This is a genomic window from Microbacterium barkeri (assembly GCF_027921765.1).
GTDB classification, from domain to species: Bacteria; Actinomycetota; Actinomycetes; order Actinomycetales; family Microbacteriaceae; genus Microbacterium; species Microbacterium barkeri.
This window is the reverse complement of the sequence record NZ_BSEJ01000001.1, coordinates 557,325-573,670: the sequence shown is the minus strand read 5'-3', so window position 1 is coordinate 573,670 and position 16,346 is coordinate 557,325. Positions and strand designations below refer to the sequence as shown.

Below are 16,346 nucleotides of genomic sequence, written 5' to 3'. Positions count from 1 at the left end.
CGGGGTCGAGGCTGAGGTGCGCCATAGCGCGATTCTGCTCCGCGCGACGCCGGCGCGAGCGGACTGTCCACAGGCCGCCCGACCCGCGCGCGCAGGTCGGGCCGCCTGTGGAGGAGACGTCACACGGGCTGGTCGCCCTCGGGCCGCGGATGGCCCTCGTCGTCGTCGGACGGCGACGCCGGCGCATCGCGGTCGGCCTCGCCCTCGGTGCGCTCGGCCTCCTCGGCGAGCAGGCGCGCGAGCGCGTCGTCCATGTCGTCGGCCTCCGGCTGCTCGCCGCGGGCCTGCGCCTCGAGCCGCGCGATGAGACCGGCCGGATCGTCGATGTCCTCCGAGGTGGGCATGAGGTCGGGGTAGTCCCACAGGCTGTCGCGTGCGGCGATGCCCACGGCGTCCCCGACGGCGCGCCACATGGCGGCCGCCTCGCGCAGTCGCCGGGGACGCAGGCGCAGCCCGACGAGCGCGCCGAGCGCGTCCTCGGCCGGCCCGCCCTCGGCGCGGCGGCGGCGGATGGCCTCGGCGATGCGCTCGAGATGCGGCACGCGCGCGGTCGCGTCGGCGGTCACGACGTCGATCCAGCCCTCGACGAGCGCGAGGAGGTTCTCGAGGCGGGCGAGGGCGAGCTTCTGCGCCTCGGACTGCTGGGGGAGCAGAGCGCCGCTCTCGAGCGCCTGGCGGAGCTCCTCCGGGTTCGAGGGATCCAGGCGCGACGCCATCTCCTCGAGCGCGTCCGTGTCGACGCTGATGCCGCGCGCGTAGTCGTCGATCTGGGAGAGGATGTGCAGGCGCAGCCACTTCGCGTGCCGGAACAGGCGCGCCGAGGCGAGCTCTCGGGCCGCGATGTAGAGCGCGAGCTGATCCTCCGGGATCTCGAGGCCGGCCCCCAGCTCCGCGAAGTTCTGCGGAAGGAGCACGGCGCTGCCGGCCGGGATCACCGGGATCCCCACATCCGCGCCGCTGACGACCTCGAGGGAGAGCTTGCCGACGACCTGGCCGAGCTGCGTCGCGAACAGCGTGCCGCCGACCCCGCGCATGAGGCGCCCCGCGCTCTGCACGATGTCCTGCATCTCCTCGGGCACCTGCGAGCGCAGGGCCTCCGTGAGCGCGTCGGCGATGCTCGTCGCGACCGGCTCCGCCACCTCCTGCCACACGGGCAGCGTCTGCTCGACCCACTGGCCGCGCGTGATCGCGCGCGGCAGCTCGGCGGTCGGCGAGAGGGTCGTCACCTCGCTGAGCCACAGCCCGGCGAGAGCGAAGGCCTGGTCGAGATCGGTGCGCTGCCCGTCCGTCACGCCGAGACCGTCCTGATTGGCGATGTGGAGCGCCTGGCGCTTCGTCGCGTCCCACGAGATCGAGCCGTCCTGCGCGCCGGCGAACATGCCCTGGAACTGCTGCATCATCTGCGACAGCGTCGCCGGGTCGACGGGCATGCCCGCCATGCGCGACAGCTGCTCGGGGTCGATCGCGCCGCCGTTCATGAGGCGGCGCAGGAGCTCCTGCAGGTCGTCGTCGGGAGTCCTGTCGTCGTCAGCCACGTCAGCCGCCTTTCAGCCGGTCTCGGTCCGTGCGATCTAGGCTAATCGCGCCGGTCCGTGCTCCTCCCGCAGTGAGGCGGATGCGCTTACGCCACCCGCGAACGACGGCGGAAGGATCCCCGTGACACTCATCGACGCCCCGCACTCCCGGTCTGCCCGCACGCCGTCCTCGCCCGCGTCGCGGCGCACCGTCGCGGGCATCTGGGCGCTCGTGGTCGCCCTCGTCGCCCTCGTCGCGATCACGTTCCTGCCGACGTCGTACGTCATCCAGCAGCCGGGGCCCGTGTACGACACGATCGGGACGGCGCCCGACCACGACGGCGAGGAGAAGCCGCTCATCTCGGTCGAGGGGGCGCAGACGTACGAGACGTCGGGATCGCTCGACCTCACGACCGTGCAGGTCGTCGGCAACCGCGAGCGCACGCCGTCGTGGTTCGAGCTCGCACTCGCGTGGCTCGACGGCTCGCGCGCGGTGGTGCCGATCGACGCGGTGTTCCCCGAGGGGCAGACGAGCGAGCAGCGCGAGGAGCAGAACGCCGCGCTCATGGTCGACTCGCAGGCCGAGGCGACGGCCGCCGCGCTCTCGCAGCTGGGCTACGACGTCGGCGCCCGCCTCGAGGTCGTGCGGCCCACGAGCGACGACTCGCCCGCGAGCGGCGTCGTCGAGGAGGGCGACGTGATCGTCGCCGCGAACGGCGAGGACGTGGCCGACATCGATCGGCTCAAGGAGATCGTCGCGGAGGGCGAGGGCGCTCCCGTGACGCTCACCGTCCAGCGCGACGGCGCGGAGGAGGACCTCGAGATCACGCCGGAGGAGGGCGAGGTCGACGGCAGGACGACGTGGCTGATCGGCGTCTACCTCACGACGACGTTCGACTTCCCGATCGACGTCACGATCCAGCTCGACGACGTCGGCGGCCCGAGCGCCGGCACGATGTTCGCGCTCGGCATCATCGACACCCTCACGCCCGGCTCGCTCACCGGCGGCGAGGAGATCGCCGGCACTGGCACGATCGACGCGGCGGGGACGGTCGGCCCGATCGGCGGGATCCGGCAGAAGCTCTACGGGGCGCGCGGCGCGGGCGCCGACTTCTTCCTCGCGCCGGCGTCGAACTGCGACGAGGTCGTGGGGCATGTCCCGGCGGGTCTCGAGGTCTTCTCGATCGAGACGCTCGACGACGCCATGACCGCCGTCGAGGCGATCGCGCAGGGGGAGACGGGCGACCTGCCCACGTGCACGGCCGGCTGAGCATTCCCCATGACCGGGCGATGCGCGTGATGCGCATGCCTAGGATGGAATGGTGACCTCGACCTCAGCGCCGACTCCGGCCACGACCCCGTCTCCGTTCCGAAGAATCGTCACGATCTCGCTCGCGGTCATCGCGGCGCTCGTCGTCGCCTTCTTCGTGTTCGCATCGCTCTACACCGACTTCCTTTGGTTCGATCAGCTCGGCTTCGAGTCGGTGCTGCTGACGCAGTGGACGGCTCGGGTCGTGATGTTCGTCGTGGGCTTCGCGGGGATGGCGGTGCCGGTCTGGCTCGCGATCTTCCTCGCCTACCGCCTGCGCCCCGTCTACGCGCGCCTGAGCTCGCAGCTCGACCGGTACCAGGAGGTCGTCGAGCCGCTCCGCCGCCTCGCGATGTGGGGCATCCCGGTGTTCTTCGGCTTCTTCGCGGGCTTCGCGGCCTCGTCGCAGTGGGAGACCGCCTGGCTGTGGGCCAACGGCACGCCGACGAGTGACGCCGACCCGCTGTTCGGGCTCGACACGGGCTTCTACATGTTCGCGATGCCGTTCTACGCGGGCGTCGTCGGGTTCGCATCGGCGACCGTCCTCATCAGCCTCCTCGTCACCGCGCTCGTGGCCTACCTCTACGGGTCGGTCCGGATCGGGCAGGGCGAGCTGCGCATCTCGAAGCCCGCGCGGATCCAGCTCGCGATCACGGCCGCCGTCTACCTCCTCGTGCAGGCGGCCAGCCTCTGGCTCGACCGCTACTTCACGATGGTCGAGCAGGGCAGCCGTATCACGGGCCCGGGCTACGCGGGCGTCAACGCCGTGATCCCCGCGCAGACGATCCTCTCGATCGTCGCGGCGCTCGTGGCCATCCTCTTCTTCGTGACCGCGGTCATCGGCCGCTGGCGCTACCCGCTCATCGCGACCGCCCTGCTCATCGTGACCTCGCTCGTGATCGGCGTCGGCTACCCGTGGGCCGTGACGACCTTCCAGGTCCGCCCCAACGAGCAGGCGCTCGAGATGGACTACTACCAGCGCAACGTCGACGCCACCCGCGCCGCGTACGGCCTCGACGGCATCGAGAAGGTGCCGTTCGCGGCCGAGACCGACGCGGCCGCCGGTCAGCTGCGCGACGACGCCGACACGACGGCGTCCATCCGCCTCATGGACCCGGGCATCATCGGCCCGACCGTCCAGCAGCTGCAGCAGTACCGCGCGTACTACGGCTTCGAGGACACGCTCGATGTCGACCGCTACGAGGTCGACGGCGAGACGCAGGACACCGTGGTCGCGGTGCGCGAGCTCGACATGGACGAGCTCGACGCCGACGCGCGCACCTGGAACAACACGACCCTCGTCTACACGCACGGCTACGGCATGGTCGCCGCCAAGGGCAACGAGCGCACGAACGAGGGCGAGCCGGTCTTCATCGAGGGGGGCATCCCGTCCAGCGGTGCGCTGAGCGACCTCGAGTACGAGCCGCGCGTGTACTTCGGCGAGAACAACCCCGAGTACTCGATCGTCGGCGCGCCCGAGGGCGCCGACCCCGTCGAGCTCGACTACCCCGCCGGCGAGGAGGGCGCGTCGCAGACGAACACGACGTTCTCCGGCGACGGCGGCCCGAGCGTCGGCAGCTTCTTCAACCGCGTGCTGTACGCGCTCAAGTTCCAGTCCGAGCAGATCCTCTTCTCGGACTACGTGAACGAGGAGTCGCAGATCCTCTACGACCGCGATCCGCTCACGCGCGTGCAGAAGGCCGCGCCGTACCTCACCCTCGACAACGACCCGTACCCGAGCGTCGTCGACGGCCGGATCGTGTGGATCGTGGACGGCTACACGACGAGCGCGACCTACCCCTACTCGTCGCAGGTCAGCCTCTCGCAGGCGATCAGCGACTCGACCAACCCGACGCCGAACCTGCTGATCGACGAGATCAACTACATCCGCAACTCGGTCAAGGCCACGGTCGACGCCTACGACGGCAGCGTCACGCTGTACGCGTGGGACGAGGAGGACCCGGTCCTCGAGACCTGGCAGAAGATCTACCCGAACACGATCAAGCCGATCGACGAGATGTCGGGCGAGCTCATGAGCCACGTGCGCTACCCGACGGACCTCTTCAAGGTCCAGCGCGCGATGCTGGGCACGTACCACGTCGACAACGCCCGGGCGTTCTACCAGCGCGACAACGCCTGGACGACGCCGAACGACCCGACCAGCGACCAGCAGCTGCAGCCGCCGTACTACCTGTCGATGCGGATGCCGGGGCAGGACGAGGCCACGTTCTCGATGTTCACGACGTTCATCCCCGACGGCGGTACGCGCAACGTGCTCATGGGCTACCTCGCGGTCGACTCGGACGCGGGCGCCGACGCCGGCAGCGTGCGCGAGGACTACGGCAAGCTGACGATGCTCGAGATCTCGGCCGACACGACCGTGCCGGGGCCGGGTCAGGTGCAGAACTCGTTCAACTCGGACTCGCAGATCGCGAACGAGATGAACATCCTCACCATCGGCGCGTCGGATGTGAGCCTCGGCAACCTGCTGACACTGCCCGTCGGCGGCGGCCTGCTCTACGTGCAGCCCGTCTACGTGCAGTCGACCGGCGGCACGTCGTACCCGCTCCTGCGCAAGGTGCTCGTCGCGTTCGGCGACCAGCTCGCCTTCGAGGACACCCTCGCCGAGGCGCTCGACGAGCTGTTCGGCGGCGACTCGGGTGCCGACACGGGCGATGAGGATGTCACGCCCGTCGACCCCGAGACCGAGCAGCCGACCGAGCCCGAGCCCGAGCAGCCGGAGGAGCCGACGCAGCCGACGCCCCCGTCGAGCGACACCTACGAGCAGGCTCTCGCCGATGCGCAGACGGCGATCGAGGCCAAGAAGGCCGCGCTCGAGGAGGGCGACATGGTCGCGTACGCGGAGGCCGACGCCGACCTCACCGAGGCCGTCGAGCGCCTGCTCGCGTTCCTCGATGACACGGGTGCGGCCGAGGAAGCCCCGGCCGAGTAAGCCGGCGCAGCGCGCACGCACGCGGCCCCGCAGGAGCGATCCTGCGGGGCCGCTCCGCGTCTCCGGTCGTGTGCGCCGCCTCGCAGCAGGAGAATCGGATGGCTGCAGGACGGCGGCGGGGATCGGCGTCCTGCTGCGGGCGGATCCTCCTGCGCTCGCGCGAGGAAGGGGATGGCCAGCGCCGGGCAGGCAGCGCATGCAGAAAAGGCAGAAGGCCCGGATCCTCTCGGATCCGGGCCTTCACTTGGTTGCGGGGGCAGGATTTGAACCTACGACCTCTGGGTTATGAGCCCAGCGAGCTACCGAACTGCTCCACCCCGCGGCACATGAACAGCCTAACACGGCGTCGCGGAGAGGGCGAATCGAGCGGCCCCCTTTGCGCGGCCCGGGCGTGGCGCGAATGATGGAGGGCATGACGGCTGACACGGCACGGGCGGCGGGGCTGCGTCCGGGGGAGAGCGCGGCGGAGCGCTTCGACCGCAACTGGAACGAGGTGCTCCAGGAGCTGCGGGTCCTGCAGACCGGCACCCAGATCATCACGGGCTTCCTCCTCGCCCTCGCGTTCCAGCCGGCCTTCGCCGACCTCACCGCCGGCCAGCGGGTGTTCTACCTCGTGCTCGTCGTGCTCTCCGCCGTGAGCGCCGTGATCGCGCTGGCGCCCGTCGCGCTCCACCGCGTGCTCTTCCGCGAGGGGAGGAAGGGGCTCACCGTGCGCTTCGGGCACATCGCGCTCCTGTCGGCGCTCGTCGTCGTCTCCGTCCTCCTCGTCGGCGTGGTCGGCTTCATCTTCGACGTCGTCGTGAGCGATCAGGCCGCCTGGCTCGCGGGAGGGATCCTCGGCGGCGTGATGCTGGTCCTCTGGGTCGCGCTGCCGCTCCTCCTGCGCACGCGCCCTCCGCGACCGGGGGAGAGCGGCGCACCCGCCGACGCCGCCCCGCGACCGGCGCAATAGGCTGGCGGCATGTCGGAGCACGCCGTCGGAGTCGCCGTCGCCCAGTTCTCGCCGGGCGCCGAGCCCCACGCCAACCGCGAGGACATCGCGGCGCTCGCCGAGCGCGCCGCCGAGCGAGGGGCGAGAGTGGTGCTCTTCCCCGAGTATGCGAGCAGCTTCATCCACCCCTTCGACGAGACGCTCGTCGAGCGCGCGGAGACGCTCGACGGCCCGTTCGCGCAGCACCTCGCCCGCGTCGCCGCCGACCACGGCCTCGTGATCGTGGCGGGGCTCCTCGAGCGCGCCGACGACCCGCGTCGCGTGCGCAACACGGTGGTCGCGGTCGACGCGGATGGCGTGCGCGCGACGTACCGCAAGGCCCACCTCTACGACGCGTTCGGTCAGCGCGAGTCCGACTGGGTGGAGCCGGGGGCGCTGACGGAGCCCGAGACGTTCGAGGTCGAGGGCCTCGTGTGCGGCCTCATGACCTGCTACGACCTGCGCTTCCCCGAGTCGGCGCGCGTCCTCGCGGATGCGGGTGCCGACGTCGCGCTCGTTCCCGCGCAGTGGGTGCGCGGTCCGCTCAAGGAGCATCACTGGCGGACGCTCGTCACCGCGCGCGCGATCGAGAACACGATGTACGTCGCCGCGGCCGACCACACGCCTCCGCTCGCGGTCGGCAGCTCGCTCATCGTCGACCCGCAGGGGACGGCGGTCGCGAGCGTGGGCACGACGACCGACGTCGCGGTGGCATTCGCCGAGCGGTCGGCGATCGACAACGTGCGGCGGGTCAACCCGGCACTCGCGCTCCGGCGCTACCGCGTGGCCCCGCGCTGAGCCTCAGCTCCGCAGCGCGCTCAGGCGGGTCGCCGCGTCCTGGAGGACCTCGTCCCGCTTGCAGGCGGCGAAGCGCACGAGCGTGCGGTACTCGTCGCGCCGCTCCCGCGTCGCGAACGCGGTGAGGGGGATCGCGACGACGCCCGCGCGCTCGGGGAGCGCGCGGCAGAACTCCGCCGCGTCGCTCACGCCCAGAGCCGCGGCATCCGCGACGGTGAAGTACGAGCCGGCCGGGGTCGAGACGTCGAAGCCCGCCGCGCGCAGCCCTTCGCCGAGGATCTCGCTCTTGCGTCGCATGTCGGCGGACACCCCGCGGAAGAACGCATCGGGCAGGCGAAGGCCGACCGCGATGGCGGGCTGGAACGGCGAGCCGTTGACGTAGGTGAGGAACTGCTTGACGGCGAGAACCGCGTCCACGAGCTCGGCCGGCCCCGAGACCCAGCCGATCTTCCACCCGGTCGTGCGGAAGGTCTTGCCCGCCGACGAGATGGTGAGCGTGCGCGCTGCGGCGCCGGGCAGCGTCGCGATCGGCACATGCGGACCGCGGTGCACGAGATGCTCGTACACCTCGTCGGTGACGATGACGGCGTCATGGCGGTCGGCCAGCGCCACGATCCGCCCGAGTGCCTCCCGCGAGAACACCGCCCCCGTGGGGTTGTGCGGATCGTTCACGAGGATGATCCGGGTGCGGTCGGTGACGGCCGCCTCGAGCTCGTCGAGGTCCGGCTGGAAGTCGGGCCAGCGCAGCGGCACGGTGCGCAGGCGGGCTCCGGACAGCGCGACGCACGCGGCGTAGGAGTCGTAGTGCGGCTCGAAGACGACGACCTCGTCGTCGGGCCCGTCCACGAGCGCCAGCAGCGTCGCGGCGAGCGCCTCGGTCGCGCCGGCCGTCACGAGCACCTCCCGCGCGGGATCGAGCTCCAGCCCGTAGAAGCGGCGCTGGTGCTCGGCGATCGCCTCGAGCAGCTCGGGCACGCCGCGCCCCGGCGGGTACTGGTTGCGGCCCCCGGCGATGGCCGCCCGCGCCGCATCGAGCACCTCGGCGGGGCCATCCTCGTCGGGGAAGCCCTGCCCGAGGTTGAGGGCGCCCGTGGCGGTCGCGAGGGCCGACATCTCGGCGAAGATCGTGGGGGCGGGCGAGCCGTCGGCTCCGATCAGCCCGGCTCCTGCGGCGGTGCGCCTCCAGGCGCCGCTGACGTGTCGCATCCGCTCAGGCTACCCGCGCGCGAAGTCACGCCCGCGGCATACGCGCATCATAGGAAGCACACAGACTGCGGGATCACCCTGAAGAGGACGTGGAAGAAGGAGCACCCATGGACGAGCAGCGTTCCGAAGACACCCCTCTGAACATCCCGCCGCGGCCGGCGCCGCCGACGGGCTACGGGCGGCCGCAGGAGGCTCCCGCGCAGCCGACGCCGCCGCACGCCGCTCCGCCGCACGCCGCTCCCGGTCACCCGGGGGCTCCCTACCGCGCGCAGAGCGCGTACGAGGCGCAGGGCGAGGGGCAGGGCGCGGCGTTCGGCGCGACGCAGCCCACGCAGCCGCTTCCGCATGACGGCGCGCCGCAGGCCGTGTGGGCGCCGCAGCCGCGTGAGGAGGAGCGGAAGTCGAAGGGCGGCGGCCGCGTGGCCGCGGCCATCCTCGTGGCCGCTCTCGTCGGCGGCGGCGCGGGCTTCGGCGGCGGCTGGGTCTCGAACTCCCTGACGGCCGGCGGCGGATCGGTCGCGGAGTCGGGCAGCGCGCCGTCGAACATCACGGTGAACAACCCCGGGTCGGTCAACGAGGCCACGGCGGTCGCGACCGAGGTGCTGCCGAGCGTCGTCACGATCGAGGTGGCCGGCGGGCAGTCGTCGGGCAGCGGATCGGGCGTCGTCATCAGCGAGGACGGCTACGTCGTCACGAACACGCACGTCGTGACCCTCGGCGGCACGGCGGCTGACGCGACCGTCCGGGTCACGGCGAGCGACGGCCGCATCTACGACGCCACGATCGTCGGCACCGACCCGACGTACGACCTCGCGGTGATCAAGCTCGAGGGCGCGTCCGGTCTCACGCCGATCGAGTTCGCCGACTCGTCGAAGCTCAACGTGGGCGCCACGACGGTCGCCGTCGGCGCGCCCCTCGGACTCGCCAACACGGTGACCACCGGCATCGTGAGCGCGCTCAACCGCAGCATCGAGATCGCGTCGGCCGCGGCGCCCGAGGGCGACAGCGTCGAGGGCGAGGACGAGGGGCAGGGAGAGGGGTCGAGCCCCTGGTTCTTCGACATCCCCGGCCAGGAGGACCAGCAGGCGCAGGCGAGCGAGTCCATCGCGATCTCGGTCATCCAGACCGACGCCGCGATCAACCCGGGCAACTCCGGCGGCGCGCTCGTCGACAGCGAGGGCAAGCTCATCGGCGTGAACGTCGCGATCGCGACGGCCGATCAGAGCTCGTCGGAGTCCGGATCGATCGGCGTCGGCTTCGCGATCCCGTCGAACGTCGTCGAGCGGGTGGCGAACGAGATCATCGAGAACGGCACCGCGACGCACGGCCTCCTCGGCGCGAGCGTGCAGCCCTCGAGCCAGGTCGAGGGCGCGACCATCACGGGCGCGTACATCGCCGAGGTCGTCGAGGGCGGTGCCGCCGAGGCCGCCGGACTGCAGGAGGGCGACATCGTCACGCGGTTCAACGGCGCCAAGATCAACGACGCCGTCGACCTCACCGCCCAGGTCCGCGCGGCCGCCGGCGGCAGCGAGGCAGAGGTGGTCTACGTGCGCGACGGCGAGGAGCACACCGCGACGGTCGAGCTCGGCACCCTCGAGTGACGACCCGGCGCCCGTGAGAGCGGGCTGACCGGAAGGACGCCGCCCCACCAGTACGCTCGTGGGGTGGCGTCCTTCTCGTTCGGTGCGGGCAACGCGGCGAAGCTCCTGCGCCTGCCCCTGTATGCGCTGGGGAGGATCGCGACCCTCGCGATCCCGCGCGGCGACCGCTGGGTCTTCGGATGCGGCGCGGGCGTCGGCGACGGGCCGCTCGCGCTGTGGGAGGTGGCGGCCGCCGAGGGTCACCGGGCCGTGTGGCTGACGTCGGACCCGCGCGAGGCGGAGGAGGCGGCCGCGCGGGGGATCCCGACCCTCCCGAAGCTCTCCTGGCGCGGGTTCTGGGCGACCGCGCGCGGCGGCGTGCTCGTCGTGTCCTACGGCACGGGCGATGTGAACCCGTATGCCGTGTCGGGCGGATTCCTCGTGCAGCTCTGGCACGGCATCCCGCTCAAGCGCATCGGCCTCGACTCGCCCGAGACGGTCCGCTCGGCGCTGCTGCCCGACTCGATGCTCGTCCGCGGGCTGCTGGCCCGGCTGTACCGGGGAGCGCAGCGCCGGATCCGGCTGCTCCCTGCCGCGTCGCACCTCGTGCGGGGGCGCCTGGAGTCGGCGTTCGCGCTGCCGGATGACCGGGTGGCGGTGACGGGGGAGCCCCGGGTCGACGTGCTCAGCGGGGGCACCGCGGATGAGCGCAGGGCTCGCGCGCGGCAGCTCCTGCGTGCGGCGGTCGGCGATCTTCCCGACGGCGCGCGTCTTGTGCTCTACGCCCCGACCTGGCGCGACGGCGAGCCCGACCCGGCCGTTCCCACGGCCGAGGAATGGCGCGAGATCGTCGACGCGCTCGCCGCGGCCGACCTCGTGCTGCTCGTCCGCTCGCACCGCCTGGGGGCGGGCGCGTACGTGCCGCCTTTCCCGACGGACCGGGTGCGCGACCTCGGCTCCGATCGGCTGCGCGACGTCACGGCGGCGCTCCCCGGACTGGATGTCCTCGTGACGGACTACTCGTCGCTCGCGTACGACGCGGGCCTCGTGCCCCTGCCCGTGCTGTACCTGGCCCCCGATCTGGAGGCGTACCGCGCGCGACGGGGCTTCTACGGCCGATACGAGGACGTCGCCGGCGAGGACTACGCGACCGGCTGGCCCGGCCTCGTCGCGCAGCTGACGGAGGTCGCCTCCGACCCCGCGGCGCTCGCAGATCGCACCGCGCGGTCTGCGAGACTGAGCGAGCGCGTGCACGCGTTCCGCGACGGCGGCAGCGCCCGCCGTGTGCACGATGCGATCGTCGCTCGACGCGCGCGGGCCAGGGGCCCGAGGAGAGGAAACCGATGACGACCGCCCGGTTCGAGCAGGACGGCCCCGCCCTCGTCGTGGAGGGAAAGGGCGACGCGCCCGCCTCGGCGCGCCTCGAGGGCTCGCGCGCGGCGGTCGAGGGCGCGGTCTCCGCGAGCGGGGGCGGATGGTCGGTGCGCTTCGCGCTCGTCGCTGCACGCTGGGGCGGGCCCGAGCGACCGCTCCCGTCCGGACGCTATCGCGTGGCCGTCGCCGGCGCCGAGCTCGATGCGACGCTGCCGGTCGAGATGCTGGGCACGCTGCGCGCGCAGCTCGACGGCGACACGGTGCTCGTCGGCCCGCCCGTCGACCCCGTGTACGACGGCGGAGAGGCGCAGGGCTCGCTCGAGCGCCGCTACCTCTCGCACACCGCGCCGCTCGAGGACGCGGTCTTCTTCGAGAGCTTCTACGGGCGCAGCGCGAGCTGCAACCCGCTCGCGCTCGACCGGGAGATCGCGCTCCGCGCCCCGGGGGTCACCCGCTACTGGAGCGTGGTCGATCTCTCCGTGGCGGTCCCGGATGGCGCGGTCGCGGTCGTCGAGGGGAGCCCCGAGTGGTGGCGCGCCCGGAGCGTCGCGAAGCTCGTGATCGTCAACGACTGGCTCCGCCGCGCGTTCGCCCGCCGTGATGGCCAGCGCGTGCTGCAGACCTGGCACGGCACGCCGCTCAAGCGCCTCGCCCTCCACCGCAAGGGGTTCGCGCCGCGCCGATGGGGAGCGGTCATCAAGGAGTCGCGCCGGTGGGACGTGCTCCTCGCGCAGAATCCGTACGCCGCGAGGATCCTCGCGCGCGCCTACGCCTTCTTCCGCAAGCCCGTCTGGGTCGAGGGCTACCCGCGCAACGACGCGCTCGTCACGGGCGACCCGCTCGCCGTGCGCGAGCGCCTCGGCATCGAGCCGGGGGAGCGCGTGCTGCTGTACGCGCCGACCTGGCGCGACGACCGCGACGAGATCGTGGCGTTCATCGACCCGGCGCGACTCGCGGTCGAGGCGGACGCCGTCGTGCTCGTCCGCGGGCACTCGCGCACCCTCATCCCCGGGCGCGACGTCGCGGGTCCGCGGGTCGTCGACGTCACGGCGTACCCCGACACGTCAGAGCTCCTCCTCGCCGCCGATGCGCTCATCACCGACTACTCGTCGGTGATGTTCGACTTCAGCGTCACGGGGAAGCCCATGTACTTCCTCGTGCCCGATCTCGCCCACTACCGGGGCGCTCTGCGCGGGTTCTACTTCGACCTCGCCGCGCGCGCCCCCGGCCCGCTCGTGCAGGACATGGACGGCCTCCTCGCCGCGCTCGCGGCGGATCCCGCGGAGTACGCCGAGCGCTACGCGGCGTGGCGACGCGCCTTCAATGCGCGCGAGGACGGCCGTGCCGCCGAGCGCGTGGTCGCGCGCCTCATCGACCAGGGGCTCCTGCCGGTCGGCTGACCGCTACGGCAGCGGCGTGTTGCGTCCGGAGAGGCGCGAGGTGTCGACGGTGTCGTGCGCGCCGCGCACGGCGCCCGTGAGGAACCCGGTTCCCCACGACAGGTGCATCGTCGGCAGCACCGCGAGCAGCCATGCCCGCTCCCGCCATCCGAACGGCCCGGGCGCCCGCGCGCCGATCGCGACCGCCGCGACGAGCGCGGCGTAGGCGACGAGCGGCGCGCACAGGGCCCACGTCGCGAGGGCGAGACCGGGAGCGGGCACGCCGACGAGCTGCAGCGCCCCGCTGATCGCGGCGAGCGCCACGAGGATCACGAGCGCGGGCGGCGCGAAGTACTTGAGCGAGTTGCGGCGTCCGTAGCGGCGGAAGAGCTCGCCGCGCCAGCGGCCGGTGGCGAGGAACTGCTGCGCGAGGCGCGTCCACCGCTCGCGCGGCCAGTACGTCACCGACAGCGCGGGATCGAACCAGACGCGGTAGCCCGCCGTGCGGATGCGCAGATTGAGCTCCCAGTCCTCGCCGCGGCGGATGGTCTCGTCGAAGAGCCCGACCTCCTCGAGAACGGCGCGTCGCATGACGCCGAGGTACGCCGACTCGGCCTCGCCCTCTCGCGACCCCCCGTGGTACGCGCCGCCGCCGAGCCCCACGGGGGAGTTGTACGCCCAGGCGGCTGCGCGCTGGAACGGCGTCCGTCCGTCTGCCCGCATGACGCCGCCGACGTTGCCCGCACGGGTGCGAGCGAGCGTCTCCAGAGCGCGGGCCGCGTAGCCCGGCGTGAGCTCCGAGTGGGCGTCGACGCGGATGATCGTGGGGTGCGTGCTCGCGCGGATGGCCGCGTTGAGCCCGACCGGGATGTCGGCGGCGGGGTTGTCGACGAGGAGGATGCGCTCATCCTCCTCCGCGAGAGCGCGCGCGAGCTCGGTCGTGCCGTCGGACGAGGGTCCGAGCGCGAGGACGAGCTCGACGGGTCCGGGGATCTCCTGCGCGAGGGTCGACTCGACCGCGCGGCGCAGGTACGGGGCCTCGTTGAGAACCGGCATCACGAACGACACACCCGCGTCGAGCGGGACCGACGGCGCGTCCCTCCGAGGCGCGCGGGGGCCCGGCAGGGGATCGTTACGCATTCGACGATCATCCCATGACGGCCGCCGGGAAAGCCCCCGGTAGCCTGGTCGGGTGGGTGTGACGCGCGATGTGAAGAAGGCGATCAAGCTCCTCCGGAAGGCCGTCGCGACGCGGAACGCACACAGGACGGTGCGCCGCACGCTCGCCACGCGGCCCCGGCTCACCCCGCGGAGGTTCCGGATCGCCGTGTACTTCGCCGACGGCGCGGTCAACATGTACCAGATGCGCCAGTGGTACCGACCGCTGCAGGAGCTCGCCGAGCGCTGGCCGGTCGTCGTCATGGCGCGCAACTCGCTCGGGGCGCAGGCGCTTCTCGACGACGGCGCGCTGCCGGTGGCGTTCACCCCGAGCGTGACGAGCATCGAGCGGTTCCTCGAGGCGCAGGACATCCGCATCGTGCTCTACGTGAACCAGAACACGCGCAATTTCCAGATGTTCCGGTACGGCGAGCGCTGGCACGTGTTCATCAACCACGGCGAGTCCGACAAGATGTACATGACGACCAATCAGTACAAGGCCTACGACCGCGCTCTCGTCGCGGGCCAGGCGGCGCGCGACCGCCTCTCCCGCGTGCTGTGGGACTACGACGTCGATGCGCGCACGATCGAGATCGGCCGCCCGCAGGCCGATCACTACTCGGGCGAGCTGCCCTACACGCCCGACGAGCGCACGGTCGTGCTGTACGCGCCGACCTGGGAGGGCGACCGCCCCGCCGCGCGCTACGGCTCGGTGGCCTCGCACGGGGAGGCGCTCGTCGCGGCGCTGCTCGCGACCGGCCGCCACCGCGTCATCTACCGTCCGCATCCGCGCAGCGGTGTCGTGAACGCGGCGTTCGGGGAGGCGAACGAGCGGATCATCCAGGCCATCCGCGCGGCCAACCAGAAGGACCCGTCCGCGCAGCACGTCTACGACGATCGGCCGGAGCTCGGATGGCAGCTCGCAGCGGCCGATGTCGCGATCGTCGACATCTCGGCGATGGTCTACGACCGGCTCGCGGTCGGCAAGCCCCTGCTCATCACGAGGCCCGCCGATCCCGCCGCGGAGATCGACGAGGGCGGCTACCTGTCGGCGTGCGAGTGGCTCGAGCCGGCGGACGCCCCCGACATCGTCGCGCACGTCGAGCGCGTGCGCGAGGACCCCGAGGCAGCGCAGCGCCTCGCGCACTGGGTCGCGCACTACTTCGGCGACACGACGCCGGGGGTCGCCACGGCGAAGTTCCACGCCGCCATCGAGCAGCTCATGGCGAGCTGGGAGGAGTGGCGCGCGCGCTCGTCGTCCTGATCGTCAGCGGATCGGCCAGCTGCCGTCGAGCGCGTCGGCGGGGTCGAGCCGGCCGATCTTCACGAAGTACTCGGTGAGGCTCTCCGCCTGCTCGCGCGCCCAGCCGATCTGCCGGTCGTGCAGCTCCGCGACATCCTCGGGGAGCATCCCCGCGTAGCGCTCGACGAGCGCGAAGGCGAGCCGCCCCGCGGCCACGGCGTCGGCCGACGCGTCGTGCGCGGCCTCGAGGACCACGTCGTAGTGCGCCGCGACGGTCGCGAGCGTGCGCTTGCCGCGGCGATACCGGTCGCACGTCTTGTCGACGACGAGCGGATCGAGCACGGGGGTGGGCGACGCGATCGGCTCGACGCCGTGGCGCAGGGCCTCGTGCTTGAGCAGGGAGAAGTCGAAGGGCGCGTTGTACGCGACGATCGGCACGCCCTCGGCGAAGATCTCGCGGAGGGCCGACACGACCTCGGCGACGACCTCGGCCGCCGGCCGCCCCTCCGCGCGCGCCCGCTCGGTCGTGATGCCGTGGACCGCGGTCGCTCCCTCGGGGATGTCGATGCCCGGGTCGGCCATCCAGTGACGCGACCGCAGGACCGTGCCGTCGGCCGAGAGGAGTCCGACGTAGGCCGTGACGATGCGGTCGGACTCGACGTCGACGCCCGTCGTCTCGAGGTCGAACACCCCGAGGCGATCCAGGCGCCCGCCGGGCGCGGCGAACCAGGTGGGGCGCTCGCCCGCGTCGTCGAGCTCGAACAGGGGCGGCGGATCCGGCCATGATGTCGCCATAGGGAGAATGTAGGGCGCAGCGGGGACAAACCCGCGTATGCCACCCCGGCGAACGTAGACTCGTGCG

Annotated in this window: 12 protein-coding genes and 1 tRNA gene; 8 read left to right on the top strand and 5 right to left on the bottom strand. The window is 72.4% G+C overall.

The window, feature by feature from the left end; all coding sequences use genetic code 11:
- Positions 1 to 119: 119 nt before the first annotated feature.
- Positions 120 to 1,535, bottom strand: a complete 1,416-nt coding sequence (locus PKE79_RS02865; RefSeq protein WP_271172132.1) for a zinc-dependent metalloprotease — start codon at positions 1,533 to 1,535, stop codon at positions 120 to 122.
- Positions 1,536 to 1,656: 121 nt separating this feature from the next.
- On the opposite strand from PKE79_RS02865, the gene PKE79_RS02860 reads away from it, so the two are divergent.
- Positions 1,657 to 2,784, top strand: a complete 1,128-nt coding sequence (locus PKE79_RS02860) for a YlbL family protein (RefSeq protein ID WP_374727735.1) — start codon at positions 1,657 to 1,659, stop codon at positions 2,782 to 2,784.
- A gap of 49 nt (positions 2,785 to 2,833) precedes the next feature.
- Positions 2,834 to 5,776 carry a UPF0182 family membrane protein gene (locus PKE79_RS02855; RefSeq protein WP_271172131.1) on the top strand — a complete coding sequence of 981 codons (2,943 nt, stop codon included), beginning with the start codon at positions 2,834 to 2,836 and terminating at the stop codon, positions 5,774 to 5,776.
- A gap of 245 nt (positions 5,777 to 6,021) precedes the next feature.
- On the opposite strand, the gene PKE79_RS02850 is transcribed toward PKE79_RS02855, so the two are convergent.
- Positions 6,022 to 6,098 (bottom strand) — tRNA-Met (locus PKE79_RS02850).
- Positions 6,099 to 6,188: 90 nt separating this feature from the next.
- On the opposite strand from PKE79_RS02850, the gene PKE79_RS02845 reads away from it, so the two are divergent.
- Both PKE79_RS02845 and PKE79_RS02840 read left to right on the top strand, forming a co-directional pair.
- A complete protein-coding gene (locus PKE79_RS02845) occupies positions 6,189 to 6,728 on the top strand; it encodes a DUF6328 family protein (RefSeq protein ID WP_271172130.1) in 540 nt (179 codons plus the stop codon).
- A 9-nt stretch (positions 6,729 to 6,737) separates the two neighbouring features.
- Positions 6,738 to 7,544: a carbon-nitrogen hydrolase family protein gene (locus PKE79_RS02840; RefSeq protein WP_271172129.1), complete on the top strand. Its 807-nt coding sequence runs from the start codon at positions 6,738 to 6,740 to the stop codon at positions 7,542 to 7,544.
- A 3-nt stretch (positions 7,545 to 7,547) separates the two neighbouring features.
- Here PKE79_RS02840 and PKE79_RS02835 read toward each other — a convergent pair whose 3' ends face one another.
- Complete coding sequence (locus PKE79_RS02835; RefSeq protein WP_271172128.1) at positions 7,548 to 8,750, bottom strand: aminotransferase class I/II-fold pyridoxal phosphate-dependent enzyme; 1,203 nt, start codon at positions 8,748 to 8,750, stop codon at positions 7,548 to 7,550.
- A 107-nt stretch (positions 8,751 to 8,857) separates the two neighbouring features.
- On the opposite strand from PKE79_RS02835, the gene PKE79_RS02830 reads away from it, so the two are divergent.
- The 3 genes from PKE79_RS02830 to PKE79_RS02820 all read left to right on the top strand — a co-directional run bounded on the left by PKE79_RS02830 (position 8,858) and on the right by PKE79_RS02820 (position 13,104).
- A complete protein-coding gene (locus PKE79_RS02830; protein WP_271172127.1) occupies positions 8,858 to 10,351 on the top strand; it encodes a S1C family serine protease in 1,494 nt (497 codons plus the stop codon).
- A 63-nt stretch (positions 10,352 to 10,414) separates the two neighbouring features.
- The gene (locus PKE79_RS02825; RefSeq protein ID WP_271172126.1) at positions 10,415 to 11,677 is read left to right on the top strand and encodes a CDP-glycerol glycerophosphotransferase family protein; all 1,263 of its coding nucleotides are present in this window, start codon (positions 10,415 to 10,417) and stop codon (positions 11,675 to 11,677) included.
- Positions 11,674 to 13,104 carry a CDP-glycerol glycerophosphotransferase family protein gene (locus PKE79_RS02820; RefSeq protein ID WP_271172125.1) on the top strand — a complete coding sequence of 477 codons (1,431 nt, stop codon included), beginning with the start codon at positions 11,674 to 11,676 and terminating at the stop codon, positions 13,102 to 13,104. Before PKE79_RS02825 ends, PKE79_RS02820 begins: the two co-directional genes overlap by 4 nt.
- Before the next feature lie 3 nt (positions 13,105 to 13,107).
- On the opposite strand, the gene PKE79_RS02815 is transcribed toward PKE79_RS02820, so the two are convergent.
- Entirely contained in the window at positions 13,108 to 14,139 is a 1,032-nt protein-coding gene (locus PKE79_RS02815; protein WP_271172196.1) for a glycosyltransferase family 2 protein, read from the bottom strand.
- A gap of 136 nt (positions 14,140 to 14,275) precedes the next feature.
- On the opposite strand from PKE79_RS02815, the gene PKE79_RS02810 reads away from it, so the two are divergent.
- Positions 14,276 to 15,505, top strand: coding sequence for a CDP-glycerol glycerophosphotransferase family protein (locus PKE79_RS02810; RefSeq protein WP_271172124.1), 1,230 nt, complete (start codon positions 14,276 to 14,278; stop codon positions 15,503 to 15,505).
- Between the two features lie 3 nt (positions 15,506 to 15,508).
- Here the strand turns inward: PKE79_RS02810 and PKE79_RS02805 are convergent, their stop codons facing one another.
- Entirely contained in the window at positions 15,509 to 16,279 is a 771-nt protein-coding gene (locus tag PKE79_RS02805; protein WP_271172123.1) for a 3'-5' exonuclease, read from the bottom strand.
- Positions 16,280 to 16,346: the final 67 nt, after the last annotated feature.

Coding starts and splice junctions, on each gene's coding strand:
- PKE79_RS02855 (WP_271172131.1), top strand. CDS start 2,834: ATGGTGACCTCGACCTCAGCGCCGACTCCGGCCACGACCCCGTCTCCG.
- PKE79_RS02845 (WP_271172130.1), top strand. CDS start 6,189: ATGACGGCTGACACGGCACGGGCGGCGGGGCTGCGTCCGGGGGAGAGC.
- PKE79_RS02840 (WP_271172129.1), top strand. CDS start 6,738: ATGTCGGAGCACGCCGTCGGAGTCGCCGTCGCCCAGTTCTCGCCGGGC.
- PKE79_RS02835 (WP_271172128.1), bottom strand. CDS start 8,750: ATGCGACACGTCAGCGGCGCCTGGAGGCGCACCGCCGCAGGAGCCGGG.
- PKE79_RS02830 (WP_271172127.1), top strand. CDS start 8,858: ATGGACGAGCAGCGTTCCGAAGACACCCCTCTGAACATCCCGCCGCGG.
- PKE79_RS02820 (WP_271172125.1), top strand. CDS start 11,674: ATGACGACCGCCCGGTTCGAGCAGGACGGCCCCGCCCTCGTCGTGGAG.
- PKE79_RS02815 (WP_271172196.1), bottom strand. CDS start 14,139: ATGCCGGTTCTCAACGAGGCCCCGTACCTGCGCCGCGCGGTCGAGTCG.
- PKE79_RS02805 (WP_271172123.1), bottom strand. CDS start 16,279: ATGGCGACATCATGGCCGGATCCGCCGCCCCTGTTCGAGCTCGACGAC.